This is a genomic window from Escherichia sp. 93.0816 (genome assembly GCF_013368855.2).
In the GTDB taxonomy this organism is placed as follows: domain Bacteria; phylum Pseudomonadota; class Gammaproteobacteria; order Enterobacterales; family Enterobacteriaceae; genus Escherichia; species Escherichia ruysiae.
In genome coordinates, this window is the sequence record NZ_JABWNC020000014.1 from 63573 (window position 1) to 87095 (window position 23523).

At 54.6% G+C, this 23523-nt stretch carries 30 protein-coding genes and 1 pseudogene; 8 read left to right on the forward strand and 23 right to left on the reverse strand.

Annotation, left to right across the window (positions count from 1 at the left end; all coding sequences use genetic code 11):
• Positions 1-206 precede the first annotated feature (206 nt).
• The 16 genes from HEM79_RS15210 to HEM79_RS15290 all read right to left on the reverse strand — a co-directional run bounded on the left by HEM79_RS15210 (position 207) and on the right by HEM79_RS15290 (position 11533).
• On the reverse strand, positions 207-707 hold the full coding sequence (locus HEM79_RS15210; protein ID WP_000117618.1) for an antirestriction protein ArdA: 501 nt from the start codon (positions 705-707) through the stop codon (positions 207-209).
• Between the two features lie 462 nt (positions 708-1169).
• Positions 1170-1766: a hypothetical protein gene (locus tag HEM79_RS15215; protein WP_000978009.1), complete on the reverse strand. Its 597-nt coding sequence runs from the start codon at positions 1764-1766 to the stop codon at positions 1170-1172.
• The gene (locus tag HEM79_RS15220) at positions 1763-2482 is read right to left on the reverse strand and encodes a plasmid SOS inhibition protein A (protein ID WP_001276261.1); all 720 of its coding nucleotides are present in this window, start codon (positions 2480-2482) and stop codon (positions 1763-1765) included. Before HEM79_RS15220 ends, HEM79_RS15215 begins: the two co-directional genes overlap by 4 nt.
• Entirely contained in the window at positions 2479-2913 is a 435-nt protein-coding gene (gene psiB, locus HEM79_RS15225; protein WP_000845897.1) for a conjugation system SOS inhibitor PsiB, read from the reverse strand. Before psiB ends, HEM79_RS15220 begins: the two co-directional genes overlap by 4 nt.
• A 54-nt stretch (positions 2914-2967) precedes the next feature.
• Positions 2968-4926 (reverse strand): ParB/RepB/Spo0J family partition protein, encoded by a 1959-nt coding sequence (locus HEM79_RS15230; RefSeq protein WP_089558124.1) that lies wholly within the window; start codon positions 4924-4926, stop codon positions 2968-2970.
• 58 nt (positions 4927-4984) lie between these two features.
• Complete coding sequence (locus HEM79_RS15235; protein ID WP_000006012.1) at positions 4985-5218, reverse strand: DUF905 family protein; 234 nt, start codon at positions 5216-5218, stop codon at positions 4985-4987.
• A 57-nt stretch (positions 5219-5275) separates the two neighbouring features.
• Positions 5276-5803, reverse strand: coding sequence for a single-stranded DNA-binding protein (locus HEM79_RS15240; RefSeq protein ID WP_001276114.1), 528 nt, complete (start codon positions 5801-5803; stop codon positions 5276-5278).
• A gap of 770 nt (positions 5804-6573) precedes the next feature.
• On the reverse strand, positions 6574-6765 hold the full coding sequence (locus HEM79_RS15250; RefSeq protein WP_001027495.1) for a hypothetical protein: 192 nt from the start codon (positions 6763-6765) through the stop codon (positions 6574-6576).
• Positions 6762-7184 carry a DUF1380 family protein gene (locus HEM79_RS15255; protein ID WP_089558123.1) on the reverse strand — a complete coding sequence of 141 codons (423 nt, stop codon included), beginning with the start codon at positions 7182-7184 and terminating at the stop codon, positions 6762-6764. The genes HEM79_RS15250 and HEM79_RS15255 overlap by 4 nt, the downstream gene beginning before the upstream one ends.
• Before the next feature lie 46 nt (positions 7185-7230).
• A complete protein-coding gene (locus HEM79_RS15260) occupies positions 7231-7656 on the reverse strand; it encodes an antirestriction protein (RefSeq protein WP_001198889.1) in 426 nt (141 codons plus the stop codon).
• Between the two features lie 416 nt (positions 7657-8072).
• Positions 8073-8843, reverse strand: a complete 771-nt coding sequence (locus HEM79_RS15265) for a hypothetical protein (protein WP_069722655.1) — start codon at positions 8841-8843, stop codon at positions 8073-8075.
• A 50-nt stretch (positions 8844-8893) separates the two neighbouring features.
• On the reverse strand, positions 8894-9328 hold the full coding sequence (locus tag HEM79_RS15270) for a DUF1380 family protein (RefSeq protein WP_000274472.1): 435 nt from the start codon (positions 9326-9328) through the stop codon (positions 8894-8896).
• Positions 9329-9340: 12 nt separating this feature from the next.
• Positions 9341-9562: a hypothetical protein gene (locus HEM79_RS15275; protein WP_001104885.1), complete on the reverse strand. Its 222-nt coding sequence runs from the start codon at positions 9560-9562 to the stop codon at positions 9341-9343.
• On the reverse strand, positions 9563-10246 hold the full coding sequence (locus HEM79_RS15280; protein WP_089558122.1) for a DNA methylase: 684 nt from the start codon (positions 10244-10246) through the stop codon (positions 9563-9565). It abuts the gene before it with no gap.
• Positions 10247-10321: 75 nt separating this feature from the next.
• Positions 10322-10627 carry a hypothetical protein gene (locus HEM79_RS15285; protein WP_089558121.1) on the reverse strand — a complete coding sequence of 102 codons (306 nt, stop codon included), beginning with the start codon at positions 10625-10627 and terminating at the stop codon, positions 10322-10324.
• Between the two features lie 3 nt (positions 10628-10630).
• On the reverse strand, positions 10631-11533 hold the full coding sequence (locus HEM79_RS15290; protein ID WP_089558136.1) for a DUF1281 domain-containing protein: 903 nt from the start codon (positions 11531-11533) through the stop codon (positions 10631-10633).
• A 416-nt stretch (positions 11534-11949) separates the two neighbouring features.
• On the opposite strand from HEM79_RS15290, the gene HEM79_RS15295 reads away from it, so the two are divergent.
• The 3 genes from HEM79_RS15295 to HEM79_RS15305 are packed head-to-tail and all read left to right on the forward strand — an operon-like array spanning position 11950 to position 13906.
• On the forward strand, positions 11950-12198 hold the full coding sequence (locus HEM79_RS15295) for a DinI-like family protein (protein WP_000618110.1): 249 nt from the start codon (positions 11950-11952) through the stop codon (positions 12196-12198).
• Positions 12195-12632 carry a translesion error-prone DNA polymerase V autoproteolytic subunit gene (umuD, locus tag HEM79_RS15300; RefSeq protein WP_089558120.1) on the forward strand — a complete coding sequence of 146 codons (438 nt, stop codon included), beginning with the start codon at positions 12195-12197 and terminating at the stop codon, positions 12630-12632. The genes HEM79_RS15295 and umuD overlap by 4 nt, the downstream gene beginning before the upstream one ends.
• Complete coding sequence (locus HEM79_RS15305; protein ID WP_089558119.1) at positions 12632-13906, forward strand: Y-family DNA polymerase; 1275 nt, start codon at positions 12632-12634, stop codon at positions 13904-13906. Before umuD ends, HEM79_RS15305 begins: the two co-directional genes overlap by 1 nt.
• 1 nt (position 13907) lies before the next feature.
• On the opposite strand, the gene HEM79_RS15310 is transcribed toward HEM79_RS15305, so the two are convergent.
• The 6 genes from HEM79_RS15310 to HEM79_RS15335 all read right to left on the reverse strand — a co-directional run bounded on the left by HEM79_RS15310 (position 13908) and on the right by HEM79_RS15335 (position 18124).
• A complete protein-coding gene (locus tag HEM79_RS15310) occupies positions 13908-14324 on the reverse strand; it encodes a plasmid partitioning/stability family protein (protein ID WP_024247687.1) in 417 nt (138 codons plus the stop codon).
• Positions 14317-15297, reverse strand: coding sequence for a plasmid segregation protein ParM (locus HEM79_RS15315; protein WP_000688514.1), 981 nt, complete (start codon positions 15295-15297; stop codon positions 14317-14319). Before HEM79_RS15315 ends, HEM79_RS15310 begins: the two co-directional genes overlap by 8 nt.
• Before the next feature lie 413 nt (positions 15298-15710).
• On the reverse strand, positions 15711-16019 hold the full coding sequence (locus tag HEM79_RS15320; protein ID WP_000030199.1) for a hypothetical protein: 309 nt from the start codon (positions 16017-16019) through the stop codon (positions 15711-15713).
• Between the two features lie 86 nt (positions 16020-16105).
• Positions 16106-16750: a ParA family protein gene (locus HEM79_RS15325; RefSeq protein ID WP_001144036.1), complete on the reverse strand. Its 645-nt coding sequence runs from the start codon at positions 16748-16750 to the stop codon at positions 16106-16108.
• Positions 16751-16929: 179 nt separating this feature from the next.
• The gene (locus HEM79_RS15330) at positions 16930-17709 is read right to left on the reverse strand and encodes a site-specific integrase (RefSeq protein WP_001164198.1); all 780 of its coding nucleotides are present in this window, start codon (positions 17707-17709) and stop codon (positions 16930-16932) included.
• A gap of 1 nt (position 17710) precedes the next feature.
• Positions 17711-18124 carry a hypothetical protein gene (locus tag HEM79_RS15335; RefSeq protein WP_000465036.1) on the reverse strand — a complete coding sequence of 138 codons (414 nt, stop codon included), beginning with the start codon at positions 18122-18124 and terminating at the stop codon, positions 17711-17713.
• A 601-nt stretch (positions 18125-18725) separates the two neighbouring features.
• On the opposite strand from HEM79_RS15335, the gene vapB reads away from it, so the two are divergent.
• The 5 genes and pseudogenes from vapB to HEM79_RS15360 all read left to right on the forward strand — a co-directional run bounded on the left by vapB (position 18726) and on the right by HEM79_RS15360 (position 23085).
• Positions 18726-18956: a type II toxin-antitoxin system VapB family antitoxin gene (gene vapB / locus HEM79_RS15340; protein WP_089558118.1), complete on the forward strand. Its 231-nt coding sequence runs from the start codon at positions 18726-18728 to the stop codon at positions 18954-18956.
• Complete coding sequence (locus HEM79_RS15345; RefSeq protein ID WP_089558117.1) at positions 18953-19369, forward strand: type II toxin-antitoxin system VapC family toxin; 417 nt, start codon at positions 18953-18955, stop codon at positions 19367-19369. Before vapB ends, HEM79_RS15345 begins: the two co-directional genes overlap by 4 nt.
• A 74-nt stretch (positions 19370-19443) precedes the next feature.
• On the forward strand, positions 19444-21009 hold the full coding sequence (locus HEM79_RS15350; RefSeq protein WP_001128474.1) for an ATP-dependent nuclease: 1566 nt from the start codon (positions 19444-19446) through the stop codon (positions 21007-21009).
• A complete protein-coding gene (locus HEM79_RS15355) occupies positions 20994-22016 on the forward strand; it encodes a helicase UvrD (protein WP_000361402.1) in 1023 nt (340 codons plus the stop codon). The genes HEM79_RS15350 and HEM79_RS15355 overlap by 16 nt, the downstream gene beginning before the upstream one ends.
• 540 nt (positions 22017-22556) lie before the next feature.
• Positions 22557-23085: pseudogene (locus HEM79_RS15360) on the forward strand (hypothetical protein).
• Here HEM79_RS15360 and HEM79_RS15365 read toward each other — a convergent pair.
• The gene (locus HEM79_RS15365; protein ID WP_024214828.1) at positions 23051-23458 is read right to left on the reverse strand and encodes a hypothetical protein; all 408 of its coding nucleotides are present in this window, start codon (positions 23456-23458) and stop codon (positions 23051-23053) included. The pseudogene HEM79_RS15360 and the gene HEM79_RS15365 sit on opposite strands and share 35 nt — an antisense overlap.
• Between the last annotated feature and the right edge of the window lie 65 nt (positions 23459-23523).

A 23523-nucleotide genomic window follows, 5' to 3' on the forward strand; every position in this document is an offset into this window, starting at 1 on the left:
GCCGCCAGGCAGCCGGGAGCCGAAGGTGTCCCCGCCTCCGGAAATCAGAACAACAGAAACGACATAACAGAAAAATGCCTCACACCATGACGGGCAGGAAGGGCAGCGCCGCAGGCGCGGCCCTCCTGCATTTCAGGCAGGCGTAAGCCTGCCAGGGTTTTCCGGCGGCCTGGCAGGCCATACCCCCGCCGGAGCGGGGGAGTAAATCACCGACGGAACACATGACCGTCAATAAAGGTGAAGGAGTCCAGGAATAAATCCCGCGCATACGCCTCATAGTCAAAATAGAGCGCCACCGTCTCCGGCACGTCAGCCAGCAGGCCGGTATCACTGGCGAACTCAACCGCAAAAGCCTCCTCACTGTCAGCCTCGCCCCACCAGGCATCGCGGAAGGTGTCAAAATCCGTCTCACCGGTATCATCCACCCAGAGACGATAAGCCTCTTCGCAGCCTTCATCCCGTGCCTGGCGGAAGCCTTCAACCCAGGCCCAGTTGATATGGCATTCAGAGGCCATATTCCCCGGGAATCCCTCATAATCCTGAAACATCAGTTCAGGATCGGCTTCATCCTGGTGAAGAGCACGGCAGGCGGCGAAAAAGTCGCGCTCATCATCAAACGTGGTCAGGTCAAACCAGCGTCCGGCGATGCTTCCACAGTTGTATTTGTGCCAGGTTCCAACGTATACAGCAGGTGCAACAACAGACATTCCCGAATCCTCCATAGTCACATGTTCTGCGGCACCGGGCGGTGCCGTGCCTCCATAAAAGCCGGGCGATAAGGCGGGGATGCACAGGGCGCAAGGGAAGCCGCAGCCTGACGCACACGGCTGGCGGGAGTTGCAGGGTGAGGCCGCGAAACCTGAGCGGGCGAACGACCGGAAAATCACGGCAGACGGGAAGGAGGGACCGGGTGACCGCAGCGGCGAAGCGTACCCTTGCATCAACGCCAGCCCGGCTACGATGGAGGCACGGCACAGCCCGCACACGACGCTGAGGCCACATAGCTGAAAACCCACAAGGCCATGCCCCGCATGGCCGGGTAAAAGCGGAGCCGCCGGCGACTTCCTTATTCCGGCGAGTGCAGAGGACACGCCGCATGACCTCCAGACCCCCCCTGATATGAAACGATCATGATCGGCGTGTCCCTGCGTAAAATATACATGCCTGGTTCACCGGAGAATATCTGTGATATCCACAAGTTTTCTGTCGCACAGCCAGTCCTGCGCTTCACGCACCACGCTACTGTCGGGTTTCACCGCTTTCAGCGATGATGCCAGTCGCTTGATCAACATAACCAGTTCCCGTATCTGTATGTCCGGCATTGTCTCCGGCGGAGCAGAGGGACTCTCATTTCCGACGCCCATCCCATGCGCTTCCAGTGTGGCACGGACAAACCAGGCGGCATCGATCAGTTGCTGGCGAATCCAGGTCAGATCGGCATTTCTGTCACGGGCTGCCATTCGCTCACCCGACAGCGCCTTGCTGATATGGCTGCGCACCAGATTATCCAGGAGTTCCTGCGCTTCTTCCGGTGAAAAGCCACCTGGTATCTCTGTGCGCAACAGTCCTTTCCTGTACAGTAGCTGCAGCAGATCAATCTGCGACCGCACTGCAACTATCAGTACATAACGGACAATATTCGCACTGGCGGTGGTTTCTGTATCATTCAGCAGTTCCTCCGGATCATTACCACCGGTATTGCAGAGCAACGGCAACAGAGGTCGCATCCACACGGGAACCTGATATTGTTCGTCTGATTTCATCATATTGCGTTCTCCAGCTTGTTCGGGATCATCCACTGCTCAAGTGCACGTACCTGTACCGGTGCACCACGACCGGCCTCACCGGCTTCAAAAATCAGCCGCCAGAGTGGTTCCTCCTGCCAGAAAAACCGGTCAAATGATGACAGTGATGGAAAACGCCCGCACCACCCCCAGAAAATCGTTTCCAGATCATGCTCCTCAACAACACCAGACCAGCGGGACAACCAGCTTCCGACCGTGGCGGGAGTATGAAACGCAAGGTCAATCTGCGCCTGAGCAAAACATGTCTGGTATTCCAGTTCCCGTCGTTCTGCCTCACGTTCCCGCTGGCGGCTGTATTTCTGCTCTGTCAGCGTGGTTTTCTGACGACGCCGCTCACCTTCACGAAAAGGAACGGACGGGAACAGACGATGCCCCGCATCGGATGGCAGGGGAAGAACACAGACTTCACCAAAACTTTCAATCAGTTTATCCACGGCAGCCAGCCACAGGAGACGGTTGCCATGAAATTCCTCCTTCGTCAGCGCAGGAGCAAAAAAGCGGAGATCGGTCAGCGAAATCCGGCGACTGCCATTCAGGCAGCGAAAGAAAGCGCTGGCATAAGGCCATGCTGAAAGTGTGCGTCCCTGACGACGACGTTGTTCGGTGACAGCCACAGCCTGCATGGCGGCCTGTTGCTCTGCGCTGAGGGGGATCAGTGCCCGTGAACGTGCGCTCATGCCTGACCTCCTTCTGCCATCAGGATATGGATGATGTCGTTAACACTGTACCCCTGCGCATCAAGTGTCGCGGCAAGCGCCAGCGTGTGACTGATAGCGACAGGCGTGAAGATATGTTGCACCTGAACGACGGCGAAAGGCTGTCCACCACAATTCACCAGAACCAGCATCCAGAGCTGAGAGACGTCTCCCGGCGAACATAATGCCAGGTGGAAACGTTCGTGGGCTGGCGTGAAACGAACCTGGACGGGGAAAAAGCCCCCGAACTCACTGCCATACTCGCCATTCATCATCCAGTTAGCCGGTGCGTCCACTTCACGCATCACCTCGTGAGTGAGATTACGGCGCATATCGCTTCCCGCAGCACGGATATCTTCATATTCCTGTGCGTTCATGGACTGCAGGGCATTCAGGGTCAGTTCAGTTTTCATCACGGTATCTCCCTTGCTGCCGCCCCGTCTCCGGCGGGGCGGTGTGGTTGTTCATCAGGCGGCATCAGCCAGGTTATCGGTGCGTTCAGTGGCATCTGTCTGTGGATGTGGTGCACACATCCAGCCTGGAACCCAGCGGTTGTCTTTCATATGGTGCTCTGCATGTTCAGCCGCATCACCTTTCTTCATCTTCTCCACGTCCCGTGCGGCACCGGACAGTCCTGCCTCATTCAGGGCTGTGATAATCTGCGGCTTTTTCAGGTGTCCGAAAAAGTTTGCTTTTGTCGGCTGCCACCAGTCGCGCATGTGAAAACCGATGGCGCTCTCCAGCGTGTCCAGCGGGCTGCGTGACGTGTGACCACACTCGCGGGTCTGAACGCCGTGGATGCTGCACGCGGTGCAGAAACTGAGCAGGGATAACAGCACCTCCTGACTGAGTGACAGGAACGTCGTCATGTCCCGTGACCATCCCTCCGGTAACAGGGCCGCAAGACGGGCTTTTTCTGCCATCATCGCCATGAACGCGGCACCTTCCTTCCCTGACGGCGCATCGCTGGTCAGCGAATAATGTTTACATTCCAGGCTGATTTGTGCTGGTTTACTGTACGCTCCGCTGCCAAACACATTCAGGCAGAGCGTCCATGCCAGCAGTGTCAGGGATTTGTCCGGTTGCTGCATGAGTGCCGCCTGGACTGCCAGCGTGCGTTCGGAAGACATTTTCGTCAGCAGTGGCAGACTGATTTCCTCCACTGATGCTTTCTCCTGCACCTGTTCCGTGCGGTCAGCGTCATCAGTCGCGTCATCTTCACTGCGCAACTGCACACCACGCTGGACACATACGTTTCCATAACGCCAGGACACCACCACGCCACTTCCGGCACGCATCTCCGGCGTCCACGCCCTGACCTTCGCCATGCAGTCAATCAGCTTCATTTCTGCTTCCAGCAGGTCAGATTCCTCACACTGGTTTTCCAGCGCGTCGTAACGTGCCATCAGTTCGTTCAGGCGTTCTTCTTCTGCCTCCGTCAGCACCGCTTCCGGCTCCGGCAGACTGCGGTATGTTCCGGCATCCTCACGGCAGGAACCAACAGGCTCCATACGTCCGGCGCACCATTCCCAGCCTTCTGCTTCCCGAAGGTGTTCAGCGACAGCCTGGAGTTTTTCCAGCAGGGCAGCATCGAGCGCAACACAGTCCACATAGCCACCCTCGTCGTCGCTGAACAAATCGGTGCGCAGTTCATCTGGCGAGAAGGCATCAGCCCCCACAAAGCGGAATTTAGTGTTCCCCGCCACCGCCACTTCACTTTCGGTCACCAGACGACGAATGGTCTGTACTTCCGGTTTACCGCCCCATCCCGACTGACAGGCGGCTTCAAACACCTGCACCTGACGCGCGGTGTCGTTCTCCAGCGCCAGCGCCTGACAGTGCTCTGTGGTGATGCGGTCTTCTGCCAGCGCATCGAGGATGACAGGCGCAAGGTCTGCCAGTTTCAGCATTCGCTGAACGTGGCGGGGCGAATAACCCAGCAAATCACCGATTTGTGCCGGTGTTTTGCCTTCCTGCGCCATTGCGCGGAATCCGGCAATCTGTTCGGCAGGGTGCATATCCCGACGCTGACCGTTTTCAGTCATTGATGCGGCAGTCGCCAGTTCCTGCGGAATAACCTTCACGCGTACAGGACAGTCAGCCGTAAGGATGTTGCGCTCTGCCAGCATGTTGAGTGCTGCCAGTCGGCGACCGCCTGCGGCGACACCGTAACGGTCACCTGGCAGGGCATGAACAACCAGATTCTGTAACAGGCCGACACCTTTAATGGAGTCCGCCAGTTCGCTGACGGACTCCGCAGAATACGGCACCGTGCGCACATTCAGCGGTGACTTAATCAGCGAGGCCAGCGGCACGCTCACTTCCTCCGTCTGCGCCAGCAGGGCAGACAGGACTGTTTCCTGCGTTTTTGCATATTTACGGCTTGCTTTGCGGGTGGTTTCTGGTTCACACTTCGTTACAGGCATAATCATCCCCTTATAATTGCTTATGTCCTGCCGGACGTTCGCGCGTCCGGCACCTCTCTTACTTAAGAATCCCGAAATCCCTGATGGCATGATTCATCCAGTACCCGGCACCGTCCTCAAAATTCCAGGTACGCCAGACCAGGGCACCGTTATTGCGGACAACCAGGCGAAAATGTTCCCCGTGGTCATCCTCGATAAAGACGTTCCGGTACTGTGCGGCAACGGCTTCCGCCTGTTCGCGGGTAAAGGAGCCGTCCGGCAGCCCCTGAAGTATTCTGAAATATTCGCTCATCCTCATATCTCCGGTGATGCCCCGCGCAGGGCGGGGCGGTTATCACAGTCAGGCCAGTCAGAACGGGATATCGTCTGAAAACCCGTAATCCTCCCCCTCCGGCGGTTGCGGCTGAGGCTCGGGCTGCGCGGCCTTACGTCCACGGCCTTTCGTTTTCGCGCCACCTTTTTTCGTCGCGTCAGCACTCTGTGGCTGCCCATTCTGCTGAGGCTTCGGTTGCGCCTGAGCGTTCTGCTGTGGTGCACTCCCCAGCATCTGCATGGTGCCCGTGGTCTTAACAAGAATTTCAGTGACGTAACGGGTGATACCGTTATCTTCCCAGCTACGGGTACGGAGTTGCCCCTCGATGTAGACCTGCGCGCCCTTGCGCAGATATTCACCGGCCACTTCCGCGAGCTTGCCGAACAGCACCACGCGGTGCCATTCCGTCTGCTCCCGCATCTCCCCCGTCTGTTTGTCGCGCCAGCTTTCTGACGTAGCCACCTGCAGGTTTGCCACTGCGCCCCCGTTGGGGATGTAACGGACTTCCGGATCATTGCCCAGACGCCCGACGAGGATGACCTTGTTGATACCACGTGCACTCATAAGAACCTCCTGACTGAAAGATGTGAGATAAACCGGATACCGGCGACGGGACGTTCATGTGCCCCTTCAGAGGAGCGAAAGCTCCTCCTGCCGTCCACTTCACAGGGGTTTCTCCCCGCAGTGGACCTTTCCGATGGGGGCCCGTTTACCGCCTCACGGGACAGCTGTCCGGGGGCGGACGCAAAATTTTTTGCCGGGTTCATGGCTAAAAATTTTGTGGCCGGTGCATCTCACCCTGGACAGATGGAACGGGAGGGGGTTACGTCTGCCCCCCGGAAAGTCCACAGCGGGAAACAGGCCGCAGAGGTGGCGGCAGGAGGGAGGACTGCTGCGCCATCAGGCGCAGTTTCCTCACACACCGTCAGGTGTGCAGGGAGCGCAGGTCACGGCGCGACAGGGGCGGCGCGACCGGAACGGTCGCTGCAAGCCCGGGTTTTCACGCATCGGACCGTAGCGACAGCCCGAAACCGCGCCAGCGGGTTCGGCGGAGACTGGCGGGTGCGCAAGCAGCTGCCTGTCGGAGTCGGGCCTGACGACCGGATGCCGCCAGGCAGCCGGGAGCCGAAGTGGGCGCAATAAAAGACAGCCAGAAACGGTGACAGTGTCACGGAATATCACACCTGTTCCCTGCATACAGCCATACACTACCTTCTGACCGGAAAGCCGGGCCGGCAGCGCCGCAGGCGCTGCACCCCGCATTTCCGGCAGGCGTCAGCCTGCCAGGGGTTTTCGCGCGGGCTGACAGGCGGCCTCCACCGCCTGCCCCTGTATCACCTGTTTCTGCTGCCCTGAAGAATGTAGTGACCACCGAGGAAAACCGCCTGCTGATTCGCCACAAAATCGCAGATTTCATCAACAATCTGTGCGGTGGTGAGCGGTTTCTGCCCCATCTCACGACGTCGCGCATTAATCACGGCTTTGTAATTACGCAGAATTTCGCGGGTTTCCGTGCTGATATTCATGACATGTGCTCCCCGTCCAGCGCCTGTAACACAACGTTCATTGCTTCGCGTTCCTCCCTGACGAACGCATCACCGTCGCCCCCGTTCTCACTCCCGACGGCATACAGGCGCTTCATTTCACTGCCTGCCAGCGCCATCACTTTTTCCAGCATCACCGCCGGAACTGTCACCTGACGGCTGGCGCGCTTTTCTTCCATCAGCTCACGAACAACGTCGTGAACAATGCTGACATCCGCACCATATTCAAAGGCATCGTCCAGCCGCTGCATGACGGTTTCCAGCTCATCGTCTGTCAGACTCCAGTCCTGGGCTATGTGACGCACATCCCCACGGGTCAGCACCACGGCAAAAACGCATTCACTGTACGGCACGTCTGTATCCAGTACATCGCGGATAATTTCTTTAACAGTACAGTACATGTTCTCGTCTCCTTTACAGGGGCGTCATTGCCGCCCCGTCCGTTAATCAGTCCAGTGCTGCGTAAATCGCGTTGCATTCAGGGTGAAATTCGATGTGACGCCACAACTGCGCATCGCGCATCCGGTAAAGCTGGGTCAGTCCTGCATCCCCGCTGTCGTGGTACAGCCACAACTGGCGGTTAATCACAAGGGAGGTAAGGATGATGCCTGCGGCATCAGCACTCACGGTACGGTCAAACCAGTTTGCACCGTTCACCATGTGGAAACGGTCGCCATCCGGCATCATGTAGCCGCCACCGTCCGGCAGGCGGATGAAGTGCCAGAATCCGCCTTCGTATTCCGGCATCATTTTTTTCGCCAGCGCGTACACAGACGCCTCGACATACAGAAAATCCTGGCCAAACAGGTAAGGCAGAAAGAAGAGGCGGTCGCATTCTTCAACATTCAGAGTGACAGGTTTCGCATATTGCATGATGTTTTCCTCCGTTGTTCACATATTCCGCGACACCGGGCGGTGCCGTGCCTCCATAAAAGCCGGGCGAACAGGCGGGGATGCAGGGGCGCAAGGGAAGCCGCAGCCTGACGCACACGGCTGACGGGAGTTGCAGGGTGAGGCCGCGAAACCTGAGCGGGCGAACGACCGGAAAATCACGGCAGACGGGAAGGAGGGACCGGGTGACCGCAGCGGCGAAGCGTACCCTTGCATCAACGCCAGCCCGGCTAAGATGGAGGCACGGCACAGCCCGCACACGACGCTGAGGCCACATAACTGAAAAACCACAAGGCCATGCCCTGCATGGCCGGGTAAAGCGGAGCCGGCGGCGACTTCCTTTGTGCTCTTTCCGGTGACCGGCAGGAAAAAGGCGGGGATTTTCCCCGCCATCGTCATCATTTCCGGATTTTTGCCAGGGCATCCGCCATGCTGCGAATTTCAGCCCGGGCTTCCCGGACCACCTCCCGCAGAACACCACGGTCAAACCAGCGGCGGGGCGGTTCATCCGGTATACGCAGCACATCGCAGGCCAGCCCACTGGACAGGATATGCTCAATACAATCGCTGACCAGGTACATTTCCACCGACGAAAAACGTGCTCCCCGGTTCACGATGGCATCGAGCACCACGGGCAGGTTTTCGTCATCTTCATCGAGCCAGCAGGGGTGATCGCTTTCCTTCACGACCAGGCGAAAGCGGCGCGTCTGGCGGGTCAGCAACGTCTGACCGGTGGTGGTCAGCGCCGCACGGATACGCCGCGCATCTTCTGCCACCTGGTAACAGATGCTTCGTACCGCATCGTGCACCGCATCAAGAACAGCCCTGATTTCGTCTTCGGTCAGCCATTCTCCGGCATACGGGAAAGACACCTGCGTTCCGTCTGCCGGAAGTACCGGCAGCGATTGCCACTGACTGCCGGACAGTACCAGTTCCGCCCCGGTTCCGGTCAGTCTCTGAATGGCGGAGGCCAGGAGCGGCGGCAGTACGCCGCCGTGACGGTTGATAAGTAACGTCGCCAGCCGGGGCGCATCCAGCCGCACGTAAATGCTGATCCAGCCCGGATACTTCGGGTTACGCTGGTCAACATCCGTCTCTTCCGGCCAGCCCTGCGCCAGCAGCAGGTTACGGGCGTGACGACAAACCAGTGCATTCAGCGTTTTGTTCATGATTAAGCGTTCTCCCTGTATCGCCGCCCGCAGGGCAGGCGGCGATAACATCAGTTGTTTTCGTGTGTGTTGTTTTTCAGCAGGGTGCGGGCCTGATTAATCACTGCCTGACGGCGGGTAACACATTCCGGGACGGCAAGGCCGTTATCACGGGCGGCCCATTCACGTTTCCACAGTGCCTGTTCAGCGGTCTGAATCAGGGACGCCAGCAGTTCAGCAGAGACGGTCACCAGGCGGTTTTCGCTCACGTTGCTGATAATCTCCATCGCAGCGGCGGAAGAAATACCGGACTCCATCCGCTGGTCTTCCGGGATGTCCTCCAGGTGCGCCAGGACAGTCCTGATTTCATGATCGGTCAGAGAAATTTCCATACCGTCGGCCAGTGCCTGAATCTCTTCCGGGGACCAGATAAGCAGCATCAGCGGCGTGTTTCCCGGATACTTTGCTGCCAGCTCACGGCAGAGCGTTTCGCATGTTCCGTACATTTCGTCTCCTCCTTAATCTTTGAAGCACGCATCCAGTTCAAGAATTTCGGTATATGCCTCCATCAGGAGGCGGTTTGCGCGAAACAACGTCTGACGCACCAGACGTTCCGGCAGGGTGTCAGCATTAAAGCTGTACCGCCGCTCCATCTCATTCATGGTTGTACGCAGGTCGCACATGGCATTGGCCACCTCCGCCACTTCGGCGCGAAGTTTTTCGTGTCCGGCATAGTTCATTTACGCAGCCTCCGGCATAAACCAGTCATCATTCGCGGCCCCCTGCTGCATGGCCCGTTGTACGGCAGCCAGTCGTTGCTGTCCGGCACGGTGATACTGCTCAAGCAGCTCGATACCGATATACCGGCGTCCGGACTGGAGGGCGGCAACGCAGGTTGAGCCGCTGCCTGCAAACGGGTCCAGCACAATTGCGTTCGGGTGTGTGAAGCTCTCAATCAGTGGTTGCAGGCTGGTAACGGGCTTTTCCGTCGGGTGATGACGATTGCCTGAATATTTCCAGCCCAGCACGTCGGGTAATGGCTTCTGAGGCAGCGCCGGACGGCCTTTTGCCAGGATATAGGCGCATTCGTGACGGTACGCGACATACGCAGATTTGGATGTGTAGTTTTTGGTGAACACAAGGTGCCCTACCACGCTGAATCCGGCGCGTTTCCAGGCCGCCATAAAGCGGTCAATACGGTTCCAGCCGTAGAAGCTCACCATCAGCGCATCTTTTTTCAGCACGCGGTACATCTCATTGCTGGCAGGTTGCAGCCAGTCATCATTAACGTCACCGGCAATGGTGCGCCCGGAACGGTCACGGAAACCGACGAGATATGGCGGGTCGGTTAAGATGAAATCAATGGCGTTATCAGGAATCGTGGCCATAACATCGATGCAGTTACCGAGGACAAAACGGGACATACAAAACTCCTTCTCTTACAGAGGGCACCGGGAGGGCACCCCTGTGGTGCCCGTTCCCCGCTGCCTGTGGGCTGTTCACCGCGTCCGGTAACGGGTCAGGCCGACCGTGGAATACCGCAGCCGTCGTCTTTTTGACGGCAAGGTTATGCCGCGAAAGCGGCTTGAAGGGCGTTCATCAGAAAAGGGCGACTGGCTGGCGTACACTGTCACCGACGCCAGCCGGGAGCGGTAAAAGCGCCCGTCCCGTGCCCGGCCGGACGCGGGACACTGACCACAGGCAGCGTTTATGCCGCGCCGCATCAGCCGGCGCAGTAAAAAGAGGAGCACAGCGACATCCTTTACCGGAAAAGAAACGGGCGGTTGCCCGCCCGTCTCCGTCATACTTCATCCGCCATAATGCGCCACCTTGTCGACTATCCACACAGGTCCGGTGACTTCCGGCAGCTCATCATCATCTGTCGGATGTGACCATTCCAGTTCCCCCCACAGCACATCAACGAGCTCTCCGCGCTCATACAACTGCCAGCCACAGAAATCACAGCCCTGTTCGGCATACCAGTGCTCCAGCGTGCAGCTGAAACGGCGGCTTAATTCTGCAATAACGTCGCTTTCCGGCTGACACCACGGCGTGTCGAAATCCACCTTAATGAAGTTGTCTCCCTGACTGCTGATATTCACCTCATACCCACAAGGCCACTTCACGCCATACTGTTCCGTATACCAGTGATATGCAGAAGGAACACCGTTCAGAACACCACCGTTAAAGCCATTCACTTCAACATCCAGGCGGGTGGGCAGAACCGTCAGCAGGTCAAACGGCATGGTTTTTTCCGGCAGTACGTTGTCACACAGACGGTTCCACCACACCGATACAGCCTCGTTACTCCAGAAGCCACACCAGTCACCTCTTTTTGCGGTGAAAAGTGCGGTGATGGTATCCCTGACATCGTCCGGTAATCCTTCCCAGCGACGCTGGCCAGTACCGCTCTGCAGCCAGAGTTCATGCAGCATCAGGCAGTTTTGCTCATCCAGCAGTACACCGTTCTGCAGGTATGTCAGCCAGCGGGTGAACGCGATATTCTCCGGCGATACAACGCCACGCCCGGCAGCCGTCAGTCCGGGGCATGGTTCAAACCGCACATCTTCAGTGGTCTGCAGAAGTCCGGCACTTCCGGCCAGAAACAGCTGAATACCTTCATTTGTGGCGCGGCGATAAAACGGTGTGACTGCACCGCTGGCCAGTCGTTTAATCTCAGCAATCTGTGCCGGTTCACCAGAAAAATGCATACGATTTGAGCACCAGTTTGGCATGGGAATTCTCCTCTCACATGCGGCCTCCATCAGGCCGTGCCGCACCTGTAACCGGGCGACCGCATACGAATGCAGGTGCGGCCCCGAAGCCGCAGCGCGTGGAGGAGGAACGACGAAACGTGACCGGGTGAGGAGGCCGGCGACAGCGACACACTTGCATCGGATGCAGCCCGGTTAACGTGCCGGCACGGCCTGGGTGACCAGGTATTTTGTCCACAGAACCGTGCACAAAATGCTGTGGATAAGCTGGACACAGCAGTCCACAGCAGGCATACAGCCACACCCTCAGAGAATTGAGCGTTTTTTAGTCACAATATGACATTTGACTGTGTGTGGATTCAGTTATTAGAATACTGTATATATATACAGCAAAAGAAAAGGGAGATGAGAACATGATCCGCATTGAAATTCTTTTCGACCGCCAGAGCACAAAAAACCTCAAATCAGGCACACTTCAGGCGCTACAGAATGAAATCGAACAACGTCTGAAACCACACTACCCGGAAATCTGGCTGCGTATAGACCAGGGCAGCGCCCCGTCTGTATCTGTCACTGGAGCCCGCAACGACAAGGATAAAGAACGTATCCTGTCTCTGCTGGAAGAAATCTGGCAGGACGACAGCTGGCTGCCTGCAGCATGAGTACCGTTTATCACCGTCCGGCTGACCCTTCAGGCAATGACAGTTACGTGCGACCGTTGTTTGCCGATCGTTGCCAGGCCGGTTTTCCTTCGCCTGCCACTGATTATGCTGAGCAGGAACTGGATCTGAACAGCTATTGCATCAGCAGACCTGCAGCCACCTTCTTTCTGCGCGCCAGCGGTGAATCGATGAACCAGGCTGGCGTGCAGAATGGTGATCTGCTGGTAGTGGACAGGGCCGAAAGACCACAACACGGGGACATCGTTATCGCTGAGATCGACGGGGAGTTCACCGTCAAACGACTGCTGTTGCGCCCACGCCCGGCACTGGAGCCGGTTTCAGACAGCCCGGAGTTCCGCACACTGTATCCGGAAAACATCTGTATTTTTGGTGTTGTCACTCACGTGATACACAGGACGCGGGAGTTACGCTGATGTTTGCACTGGCTGATATCAACAGTTTCTACGCCTCATGTGAAAAAGTTTTCCGCCCGGACCTTCGCAACGAACCGGTCATCGTACTCAGCAATAACGATGGCTGTGTGATCGCGCGCAGCCCGGAGGCAAAAGCCCTTGGCATCAGAATGGGGCAGCCCTGGTTTCAGGTGAGACAGATGCGCCTGGAGAAGAAAATACATGTATTTTCCAGCAATTATGCGCTGTACCACAGCATGAGCCAACGGGTCATGGCTGTTCTGGAGTCGCTTTCTCCCGCAGTTGAGTCCTACTCAATTGATGAAATGTTCATTGATTTGCGGGGGATAAATCATTGCATCTCTCCGGAGTTTTTTGGTCATCAGCTCAGGGAACAGGTAAAGAGCTGGACAGGACTCACCATGGGGGTGGGCATTGCGCCTACAAAAACGCTGGCTAAAAGTGCACAGTGGGCAACAAAGCAATGGCCACAGTTTTCCGGTGTGGTCGCGCTGACGGCAGAAAACCGTAATCGGATCTTGAAGCTACTGGGGCTGCAGCCAGTTGGTGAGGTCTGGGGAGTAGGACGCAGACTGACGGAAAAGCTGAATGCGCTGGGTATTAACACAGCACTGCAGCTGGCGCAGGCTAACACGGCATTCATCCGGAAAAACTTCAGCGTCATTCTTGAGCGTACGGTACGCGAACTCAACGGCGAGTCCTGCATATCCCTGGAAGAAGCACCACCGGCAAAACAGCAGATTGTCTGTAGTCGCAGTTTTGGTGAACGAATCACAGACAAAGATGCCATGCACCAGGCTGTTGTTCAGTATGCAGAGCGGGCCGCAGAGAAACTACGTGGGGAGCGTCAGTATTGCCGGCAGGTGACGACATTTGTACGGACATCCCCCTTTGCAGTAAAAGAACCCTGTTACAGCAATGCCGCTGTGGAAAAGCTTCCATTGCCTACACAGGACAGCCGGGACATTATTGCCGCAGCATGCAGAGCGTTAAACCATGTCTGGCGTGAAGGGTACCGCTATATGAAGGCAGGAGTCATGCTGGCTGATTTCACACCATCGGGTATAGCGCAGCCGGGATTATTTGATGAGATCCAGCCCCGTAAAAACAGCGAAAAGTTAATGAAAACACTCGATGAACTGAACCAGTCGGGAAAAGGGAAAGTGTGGTTTGCGGGGCGAGGAACCGCCCCTGAATGGCAAATGAAACGGGAAATGTTGAGTCAGTGTTATACAACTAAATGGCGAGATATTCCCCTGGCCAGGCTGGGTTAGTTCAGTCATCTCCGAACATATTTTCAGCGTTTCTTCTGGTCTGGTCTTCACCGTCATTTCTCGACAGACTCTGCTCTGTAAGAGGAGTACTGCAATCCACAAACGTATGGAGACCAGATTGTTTTTCCAGTAATTCAAGCAATTTCTTTTCAACCGAAAAAGCACCTGGTATTACGCTGGAAATCACCTTATTAATATCATCCAGAGTCGTATTTTCTGTCAGTAACTCCGATATCAGCAAAGGAAGACGTTTATCTATAGCTGCAAACGCCGCACCAGTAACTAACATCGCGCGCATGAAACGTCCCCGCTCCTTCAGTTTTTCATTTGCAATGAGCTCATCTGCTATCTTATCTCCTGTCCGTTCATCCGGGAAAAGTTCAAATGAGCAGCGTCTGGATTTATTTTCATCACTCATTAGTCACACCACCTTTCATTTTTATCATTCCCATGACTAAATCAAACTGCGGGGATGAGCTCAGATAAAAGCGCTCATCAGGAACCTTAGTCAGGTTCTTCACAGCCTCGGCCACAATTTCAGCCCCACCACCAACACACATTACATGTGTATAGTCGGTGAAACGGCTGATGACATCATTAACTCGTTTAATAAGCAACTTCTGCCGTTCATTGATAACATTAATGATAGACTCACGCTGTTCAGCATTATAAATGCGACGGGAAAGGTAGTCAGGTTCATTACGGTGCACAATGATATTGTCAGCCTGGAATGAGCTCACTCTTGTATTAGCATGTACAGCCATCTGTTCCTTAACCCCGGATGTAATCAGGGACACGCCGATATTCGGATCACACCAGGTTTTTGTAATCCCTGTCATTTTGCTACGAACATGCGACACATCAAGAGTTGTACCACCGAGATCTACGATCAAAAGGGATTCATCATCCTCAAGCCCCGCAAGAACACTGAAACCAGCGGGAATACTTTCAGGAAGAACGGAAACACTGCGAATAACAAATGCATCACTCCCCTGCACCCGTACTTCACGCATCACATTTTTTTTCTTTCTTTCAATGTTTTGCTTATTTTTCTGATTGTTGGCGTCAAGGTATTCAGAGATCGGCAATGTGACGATGACATCAACAGGCTGCGCTTTCAGGCCGGTCTGCTGTAGCGCATGCTGAATGGCCACAACATTCACATCACTGTACTGATAGCGTGTTTCAGTCGTTACGACAGCATCAGCACTTAATGGATCAAATGAAAACTTCTCGCCGTCGATCTCGTAATTAGCCGGGGCAGCATCATCCAGTAAACTAAAAGACCATTCCGGTTTAAAGCTGTTAGGGCTGATTAACGTTTTCACGTCACCATCCTCCAACCAGGCAAGTTTAATGTTGGTAGAACCATCATCAATAAAGATTTTCATAACCAGTCTCCGTTGCTCATAAACAAATAGAAAAAACAAACATGCTTCATACATACAATGTATATTCAATTATAATGAAAAAATAGTCTTTCTGAAAGGACAAAAGCAACATAAAAACACGATAAACTGCATGTACATTGTACATATAACTTTAAGACCAGAGAAAATCATATATACAAAAACATTATGAAGGTTATATGTGATACATAAATGCAATATAAAAACATCTTTGACATCATGGTTCAGGTTAAGGGAAAAGGAATGAAATGGTGAAACTGAGAGGAAAGGAAAGCGGTGACGAATCATGTCACCATAAACAGAAAGATGTCTAATGGGGACTCTTTAGGTACGTGAAGAATCCCCATAACGCATTTAAAAGACATACATCAGATACCCTTAAGGTATCCGATAGTTTATTGACCTATTGCACCATCACGTTCAAGCTTCTCTCTTATAGCCTCAATAATATATGAGCTAAAATCCAGAGATGTTTTACTGGTCGCTTTAAGTTCCGCATGAGCTTCAAAATACGACAGCGGTATGGCCTTAAGATTCTTAGCCTTCGTCCTGGCAGCCACGGGACGACCTGAAACTTCCTCTGCACCTTCATTTGGCTGAGACGGGGCTGTTGCTGTTACGGCAGAAGAAGAAGTTTGTAATCTGGCAGAATCCACCAGGTTTTTCAGTTTTTCAGCCTGTGCACTAAATTTCGCTTTGCTCATGAGATAACCAAGGATGTTTGTTAGATACTTAAAAGATATCCATTAAAAGCCCCAAGGATACTATATGGATACCCAATAGATACACCTTACTGTTTGTTATTTTCAATCAGATGATTGATTTCTTCGATCAGGGCAATAACTTCCTTACCTCCTGCCGAATAGCGCCCATGAACAGACTCAGTGATTCCCATCCCAGTCTCAATGACATCCTCAAATTCTGCACGAGCAGAAATGCGGCTCTTCATCAGCTTCAGATGTTTGAACGATGGCAGGATTGCATCAAGCTTAGGGAATTTCTTCTTGTTAGGATTAACTTTACAGAGATACAGGTGAGCAGTTATATCGGTCCCCATGATAGAGCTGATTTCGTCCAGTACTCCATCAAAATGCATCAGACCAATACGTTCAGTCAGGGAGTCTTTTGAAGGGACAATAACGCAGTCTGCAAAGGCAATCGCAGTACGGGTAAGATCTGAGTCAAATCCCCCACAGTCAATAAGTAACGTCTTATCGCTGTTCTTGTAGGGAGTCATAATTTCGATTAACTCATCCACTGTTTTGGGTACTTTCACGGAAATTTCTTTTCCTTCAGGTCTCAGCCCCAGAATGATAGAAAGCCCGGTATGAGTATCCAGATCAACTGTATCAGACTTCATTTCACCAACAATGTTTACGGATGAAGTTGTCTTACCCACACCACCTTTGGGATGCGTATTAGCAATAACAGGCATAGTGTATCTCCAGAATCCACATGTAATACCCATAAAGACCCCCTAAGACACCTTTCGGATATCCAAGAGGTACTCAATAGATGTTTTTTTACTCTATACCGGTCCTGCATGTCAACAGAATATGAAATACCGATAATATATCCATGAGATATCCGAAAGGGATTTAAAAAAGTCAGAGCTTATGGAATTCTTTTGAGCATAGACACCGCATCGGACTCAGGCATCGAAAACTGCACCCGGTGCCGTGCAGCCACATCCAGCGCAAACACCTTCGTGTAGACCTCCGTTGAGCTGATGGACTTATGCCCCATCAGGCTCTGCAGGACCTTCAGCGGTATACCGGCATACAGCATGTGCATCGCATAGGAATGGCGGAACGTATGTGGCGTGACCGGGACAGAGAACGTCACACCGTCAGCGGCAGCAGCGGCAACCGCCTCCCCAATCCAGGTCCTGACCGTTCTGTCCGTCACTTCCCAGATCCGCGCTTTCTCTGTCCTGCCTGTTCGTTTATTACGCCGTTCCATGGGGATTTTCAGTGTGGCCACCATCGTCTGCAGCTGGCTGACGTACCAGGCGTCGGAGAGCGGAACCAGCCGGTGAGTCTGCTGACCGGCGGGCATTCTTCCTGCCGTCCTGGCGGCTTTTTCGGTCCGCTGCTTCAGAGTGGCCAGCTGCACAAACGGATACGGAGGCGTGAGCGAAAAATCCCCCCGCGTCAGCGCCAGTGCTTCATTAATGCGCGCACCGGTGTTCCACAGTGTGGCCAGCAGCATCTTGCGGCGCAGATCCGGGACGTAATGGAGCAGGGCGCTCACTTCAGGGGCCAGCAGGTATTTTGGCAGTTCATCATGAACCATCGACATCTGGCGGAGTGCCAGCGCTGCCGGATAATCGATGGCAACAGGAAGCTGAGCAGCATCCCGGGCATGGTGGATCGGTGCCGGCAGGTGCTGCATATCAGTGTTCACTCCACGGGGAAACGTCGGGCAGGTTTTCCACAACCCGGTACTTTCCCGGATAACGGAGCTGGTTACCGCCACGCGTCCAGACGGTGACAACAAAACCCCCTCCCTGGTTGTTTTCGGGGAGCAGGCGATCGCACTGCTCACTCAGCATGTGGATCACAAACGGCGCATCGCTGCCGTCTTCAAATACCAGTTCCAGCGCATCGCGGCCATGCAGCGTTCCCTTACTGATGATGACGTACTCAGCCCCCCGCATCTCCCTGAGTAAATGTTTTGCCGCATCCGGGACAAGCAGCCTGGCTGCGCCGGCATTCCAGCTGAGGTAGACATATCCGGCCTGCGCCTGTACAGACTGCCAGTAATCCGTTCCGGCGACAGCCTGACCTTCATTCTCAATAAAAAACATGGGTGACTCCTTTTTTCTTTTCCGGGCAGGGACGGTCATGCGATAACGTCATCCATCATCACTGCCCTTACCGTCACGCCGTCAGATAACATCATGCCGTTATCATCATCACCATGATAACAAGCATCCATATAACCACGCCGTTAAATTACCGGAGAGCCGTTTCCGTCAGATCCGACTTTCCGGAATATCACAACTTTCCGGAAGTGTACCACGCTGAGGAAATCATCATATCGCTGTTTTCCGCCCCTGCGCGGCGCATCACAGGTCAGGGAGATGACACAACATATAGTGTCATCAGCAGCTGAATCCGGCACCACATGTTGTGCTGACGGGAGGTGGCGTTGTGTGGGGGGAGAAGAAGATCCGTGACCACCAGAAATCGGATCTGCGCGGGGAAAGAGAGAAAATCACATAGGCTGAACATATCCATATGCCTGACATCTGCATATTCGTGGCATACGCATACCCTCACCATCTGCATATGCTGAATCTATACATATGCTGAACATCTGCCTATACTAAATATATGCACACACCCGGTGCAATGAACATCATTCCGGATATGCATCACATATCCACACTTACCCGGGAGAGAATCATGAGAACCGTATCCATTTTTAAAAACGGCAACAACCGCGCCATCCGCCTTCCACGCGATCTGGATTTTGAGGGGGTGAGCGAGCTGGAGATCGTCCGGGAAGGGGACAGCATCATTCTGCGCCCCGTCCGGCCGACCTGGGGCTCATTCCTGGAGCTCGAAAAGGCAAACCCGGACTTTATGGCGGAGCGCGAGGATGTTGTCACCGATGAAGGACGATTTAACCTGTGAAGAAAATGTATATGCTCGACACGAACATCTGCTCGTTCATCATGCGCGAGCAGCCCGAAGCGGTGCTGAAGCGCCTGGAGCAGGCGGTGCTGCGCGGCCACCGTATCGTGGTCTCGGCCATCACTTACTCCGAGATGCGCTTCGGTGCCGCCGGCCCGAAGGCCTCGCCACGCCACGTGCAGCTGGTTGACGCGTTCTGCGCCCGCCTCGATGCCGTCCTGCCCTGGGACCGCGCCGCGGTGGATGCGACCACGGAGATTAAGGTGGCACTGCGCCTCGCCGGGACGCCGATCGGTCCGAACGACACGGCGATAGCCGGACACGCCATCGCTGCCGGCGCCATTCTGGTGACGAATAATGTGAGGGAGTTTGAGCGGGTACCGGGTCTTGTGCTGGAAGACTGGGTAAGATAACGCTGTAAAACAAAACAGGCGGTCAGGCGCGGCCGGCCGCTCTTTCAGGCAGCGGTATATAAAGGAATAAAAAAATGCCCCTGATCACGCGGCTTATGCTGCAAAACTTCAAAAAGTTTCCGGAACTGGACCTGCGCTTCAGCAACGATCGTAACATTCTGGTTGGGGACAATGAGTCCGGGAAAAGCACTATTCTGCTGGCTCTTGACCTTGTGCTGAGTGACAGCAGGCATCGGGTTGAGGCGCTGGGGGTGGAATCGCTCCTGTCACAGTCAGCAGTCAGGCATTTTCAGGAAGGTGAGCGCCGTGCCGATCAGTTACCCGTGCTGACCGCTGACGTTTTCCTGAGTAATGGGGGAGAGCCTGACCTGAACGGCAGGCAAAATCTGGCGGGTATCGATGCGGATGGTCTCAGAATGCGCATTGCTCCCATGATGGAGGAATACGGTCAGGATATACACCATGTTTTGCAGCAGGATCCTGATAATTTTCCCTATGAATACTATTCCGTGCAGTTCAGCACATTCTCCGGTGGTCATTTCGCAGGCTTCAGACGCTATCTGCGCCATCTGTTCTTAGACAGTGCACGCATTGATAACGAGCATGCCGCACAGGAGTATACGCGCACAGTTTACAGCGTCAATGTGCCGGTGGCCGATCGGTACCGGCTTGAAAACAGTTACCGGCAACAGAAAATGCACTTCTGCGCCCGGCATCTGTCCGCCATAAACGACACGCTGAAAACGTATCAGTTTGGCGTGCGTTCCGGCGCTAAATCAGGTCTTGAGGCGAACCTGGACATTACTGAGGACGGTATTTCCATTCGTCACCGCGGAAAAGGAAGGCAGTGTTTCATCAAAACGGAGTTTGCGCTGCAGCGGCATCAGCAGCAGGGGGGAGAGATCCACGCGCTGTTGCTTGAGGAGCCGGAGAATCATCTCAGCCATGTCAGTATGAAGAGGCTGGTTAATCAGCTTGCCACGGAACGGCAGACGCAGGTGTTTATTGCCACACACAGTAGCCATATCTCCTCCCGCCTCGACCTACGTAAGGCTATTCTCCTCGGAGCTACCCGGCCGGTACTGATGAATGAACTTTCCGCTGAGACTGCCGCCTTCTTCATGAAAGCACCGGATAATAACGTGCTGGAATTTGCGCTGGCCAGACGCGTGCTGCTCGTGGAGGGGGATGCTGAGTTTATTCTGATCGAGGCCTTTTATCACCGCCTGTATGGCAGGGCACCGGAGGATGACGGGGTTCACATCATCGCTATCGGCGGAACGAGTTTCCGTCGTTATCTTGAACTGGCCCGTCTTCTGGAAAATCGTGTCGCGGCCCTTCGCGACAATGACGGCAACTATCAGCAAAATTGCGATGAACGCTATGCTGACGTGCTTTGTTCCCGCTCCCGGGTATTTGCTGACCACGACAACAGCCGCTCCACATTTGAAATCTGCCTGTATCAGGATAATGCCGACCTGTGTGATGCGCTTTTCCGCGGAACCCGCCGGACACTCACGGTTCAGGATTACATGCTGGCCAATAAGGCAGAAGCAGCATTCCAGCTGTTACAGTTGCACGCCGAAAAGCTGACCGTTCCTGATTATATCCAAGAGGCACTGGCATGGATAAGAGAGTGATATTTGCGGTTGCCGGCTCGGGTAAAACCACGCTGCTGATACGTCGGTTAAGAGAGGACCGGCGGACGCTGATCCTGACCTTCACCGTAAATAATGAAGCACATCTGCGGGCGCAGATTATCAGACGCTTTGGCTACATACCGTACGGGATCCGTGTGATGACCTGGTTTGAGTTTCTGCACGGTTTCTGTTTTCGCCCTTTCCTGCAGGAGCAACTGTCATCGCGTGGTCTGAGCTTCAACCAGCCCCCTTCCAGAATACCGCGCACGAATATCCGGCATTATCAGGATCCCGCCGGACGGCTGTATCACCGGCGGCTCGCACACCTGCTGACAGCCCGGGGGTTGCTGCCAGATATCCGTACCCGACTTGCCCGTTACTACGATGAGTTGTTCGTTGATGAAGTCCAGGACTTTGCCGGCCATGACTTTAATTTTCTGCTGGAGCTATGCCGCGCGGAAATCTCAGTGCTGTGCTGCGGGGATTTTTATCAGCATACCTTTGACACAAGCCGCGACGGTAACGTCAATGCTACGCTGCATGAAGACATAACCCGATACGAGGCTCGCTTCAGGGCTGCGGGTATCATGGTGGATTGTGAGACGCTCAGCCGGACATGGCGCTGTTCAGCTACAGTGTGTGAGTTCATTACCGGACAACTGAACATTCGCATTTCGGCTCATGGAACACATACCACCCAGATTGAAATCGTCACGGATGAAGCGCGTTCAGCGGCCCTGCACGCGGACAACACGATGATCAAGCTCTTCTATCGCGAACATCACCGTTACGGATGCCACTCAATGAACTGGGGGGGCAGTAAAGGACTCGACCACTTTCAGGACGTCTGCATCGTGATGGGGGCCAACCACTGGATGCGCCTTATCCAACAGAAGCTGGCAGCACTTCCACCATCATCCCGTAACAGGCTATACGTGGCCTGCTCACGGGCGCGGGGCAACATCTATTTTATTCCGGAAAGCCATCTTCGGAGATTCAGAAACTAAGTCAGCGGCTTCTCAACTGGGCACAAGCCGGTAAAAAGTGGTCAACGACAAAACTTCAGGCCGAAAAATGAGGCTCCGGTTTCGCCGGAAACCGGACCTGCGTGGAGGGAAACCCGCAGATGATATGATATTTATCATTAATCGCATAATAAATCCTGGCCTGATATTTACAGGCAGAGAAATAAATCATTCGATATATGATTTTATCGTCATCAGCCATTAACCCCCCAGGAAGCGCAACATGACCAGTACCGGGCCGACACTGAATCTCAACTATGACCAGCTGCTTGACGAAATCAAAGGCATCCTTCGCGTACTCTGCCGACACAACAGTAATCCCCAGGATTACGCTTCCCTCACGGATGCCTATGACAGAGGCTGCCGCCACGGTGCCATTGCGCTCTGGTATTCACTGGCATTATCAATGAGAGCGCCAGGACGGGACTGTGAGGAGGACCGCAAACATCTTAAGCTCATGGCCGGTCTGACCCGCGAAAACCAGGAGCCGTCTGCCGACGTCCGTCACCACTGCAGCGGCGGGTGCTGATTGTGCTGGCTGCCCTTGATGAAAAACGACCGGGCCCCGTGCTGACGCGGGACATAGAGCGGGTGCTGGAGCGAAGCGGGGAAGCCACGGTCTACGGGCCAAATCTGCGCGCCTCCTGCCGTCGCCTGGAGGATGCCGGCTGGCTTCGGACCCTGCGTGCGCCTGATCTGCGACTGGCCGTGGCACAGCCTCTGCTGCAGGCTGAACAGGATCGCCTCCGGGAAGAAGGCGGAAATCGTCGTTCTGCCGCTGGTCCCGGTATCAGGTCTGTCCGCAGACTGCACTTCTGCCACAGACCTGCCGGTGGAGCTGGGCGGCATGACGTATCAGGCCTGCCGTGGGGATTTTGTGGTGCGTCTCGACGGCAGCACCTGTCTGCAGTTATGGAATAAAGAAGGCAGGGTGGTACGCCGGGAGGGCGATCCGCTGGAAGTGGCGCAGTGGCTGCAGGCCTGTCACAATGCAGGAATGGAGGTTCGTGTGCAGGTTAATGAAAGCGTCGCCCCGCAAGAACTGGCCTGATAATGGTCGCTCGTGTAACCCGGTTCATTCCGCATTTCACTGTTTTCTCAAACAGGGCAATGCTTTCCACATCAATAGCTGATTTCCGTTCCTGCACATCAGCGTATTCGTAGCTGCCAACAATACGCTCTGTCATGTCGGTGCCAACTTCATTACCAGACCCCCTGTCAGCACAGGCAAGCGCCAGTGCTTCCCGAAATTTTTCTATTGTGCCAGGCAACTCATCGGCAATAGTAACAGACGGTCTCGCTTGACTTGTGAGCCAGCGACGAATCGTTGACTTGTTAATTTCAAACATACGCGTGACAGGCGTGATCCAGTTTGGGCCGAATAATTCATGTCCGATTGTTTCCAGTTTTTTGATATTTGTCATTTGCCCCCCCTTATACCCCGGCGAGTCGTGGCGTTCATGATTATTCGATATCTGTTCCAATACCC

Excerpts from the sequence above, each read along its gene's own strand:
- HEM79_RS15230 (WP_089558124.1), bottom strand. The coding sequence starts at position 4,926 with ATGCCTGTAACGAAGTGTGAACCAGAAACCACCCGCAAAGCAAGCCGT.
- HEM79_RS15320 (WP_000030199.1), bottom strand. The coding sequence starts at position 16,019 with ATGAGCAAAGCGAAATTTAGTGCACAGGCTGAAAAACTGAAAAACCTG.
- HEM79_RS15295 (WP_000618110.1), top strand. The coding sequence starts at position 11,950 with ATGATCCGCATTGAAATTCTTTTCGACCGCCAGAGCACAAAAAACCTC.
- HEM79_RS15270 (WP_000274472.1), bottom strand. The coding sequence starts at position 9,328 with ATGTACGGAACATGCGAAACGCTCTGCCGTGAGCTGGCAGCAAAGTAT.
- HEM79_RS15265 (WP_069722655.1), bottom strand. The coding sequence starts at position 8,843 with ATGAACAAAACGCTGAATGCACTGGTTTGTCGTCACGCCCGTAACCTG.
- HEM79_RS15365 (WP_024214828.1), bottom strand. The coding sequence starts at position 23,458 with ATGACAAATATCAAAAAACTGGAAACAATCGGACATGAATTATTCGGC.
- vapB (WP_089558118.1), top strand. The coding sequence starts at position 18,726 with ATGAGAACCGTATCCATTTTTAAAAACGGCAACAACCGCGCCATCCGC.
- HEM79_RS15220 (WP_001276261.1), bottom strand. The coding sequence starts at position 2,482 with ATGAGCGCACGTTCACGGGCACTGATCCCCCTCAGCGCAGAGCAACAG.
- HEM79_RS15310 (WP_024247687.1), bottom strand. The coding sequence starts at position 14,324 with ATGAGTGATGAAAATAAATCCAGACGCTGCTCATTTGAACTTTTCCCG.
- HEM79_RS15350 (WP_001128474.1), top strand. The coding sequence starts at position 19,444 with ATGCCCCTGATCACGCGGCTTATGCTGCAAAACTTCAAAAAGTTTCCG.
- HEM79_RS15255 (WP_089558123.1), bottom strand. The coding sequence starts at position 7,184 with ATGTACTGTACTGTTAAAGAAATTATCCGCGATGTACTGGATACAGAC.
- HEM79_RS15290 (WP_089558136.1), bottom strand. The coding sequence starts at position 11,533 with ATGCATTTTTCTGGTGAACCGGCACAGATTGCTGAGATTAAACGACTG.
- HEM79_RS15240 (WP_001276114.1), bottom strand. The coding sequence starts at position 5,803 with ATGAGTGCACGTGGTATCAACAAGGTCATCCTCGTCGGGCGTCTGGGC.
- HEM79_RS15305 (WP_089558119.1), top strand. The coding sequence starts at position 12,632 with ATGTTTGCACTGGCTGATATCAACAGTTTCTACGCCTCATGTGAAAAA.
- HEM79_RS15285 (WP_089558121.1), bottom strand. The coding sequence starts at position 10,627 with ATGACGGAGACGGGCGGGCAACCGCCCGTTTCTTTTCCGGTAAAGGAT.
- HEM79_RS15210 (WP_000117618.1), bottom strand. The coding sequence starts at position 707 with ATGTCTGTTGTTGCACCTGCTGTATACGTTGGAACCTGGCACAAATAC.
- umuD (WP_089558120.1), top strand. The coding sequence starts at position 12,195 with ATGAGTACCGTTTATCACCGTCCGGCTGACCCTTCAGGCAATGACAGT.
- HEM79_RS15235 (WP_000006012.1), bottom strand. The coding sequence starts at position 5,218 with ATGAGCGAATATTTCAGAATACTTCAGGGGCTGCCGGACGGCTCCTTT.
- HEM79_RS15335 (WP_000465036.1), bottom strand. The coding sequence starts at position 18,124 with ATGTTTTTTATTGAGAATGAAGGTCAGGCTGTCGCCGGAACGGATTAC.
- psiB (WP_000845897.1), bottom strand. The coding sequence starts at position 2,913 with ATGAAAACTGAACTGACCCTGAATGCCCTGCAGTCCATGAACGCACAG.
- HEM79_RS15315 (WP_000688514.1), bottom strand. The coding sequence starts at position 15,297 with ATGAAAATCTTTATTGATGATGGTTCTACCAACATTAAACTTGCCTGG.
- HEM79_RS15355 (WP_000361402.1), top strand. The coding sequence starts at position 20,994 with ATGGATAAGAGAGTGATATTTGCGGTTGCCGGCTCGGGTAAAACCACG.
- HEM79_RS15275 (WP_001104885.1), bottom strand. The coding sequence starts at position 9,562 with ATGAACTATGCCGGACACGAAAAACTTCGCGCCGAAGTGGCGGAGGTG.
- HEM79_RS15325 (WP_001144036.1), bottom strand. The coding sequence starts at position 16,750 with ATGCCTGTTATTGCTAATACGCATCCCAAAGGTGGTGTGGGTAAGACA.
- HEM79_RS15330 (WP_001164198.1), bottom strand. The coding sequence starts at position 17,709 with ATGCAGCACCTGCCGGCACCGATCCACCATGCCCGGGATGCTGCTCAG.
- HEM79_RS15280 (WP_089558122.1), bottom strand. The coding sequence starts at position 10,246 with ATGTCCCGTTTTGTCCTCGGTAACTGCATCGATGTTATGGCCACGATT.
- HEM79_RS15215 (WP_000978009.1), bottom strand. The coding sequence starts at position 1,766 with ATGATGAAATCAGACGAACAATATCAGGTTCCCGTGTGGATGCGACCT.
- HEM79_RS15260 (WP_001198889.1), bottom strand. The coding sequence starts at position 7,656 with ATGCAATATGCGAAACCTGTCACTCTGAATGTTGAAGAATGCGACCGC.
- HEM79_RS15250 (WP_001027495.1), bottom strand. The coding sequence starts at position 6,765 with ATGAATATCAGCACGGAAACCCGCGAAATTCTGCGTAATTACAAAGCC.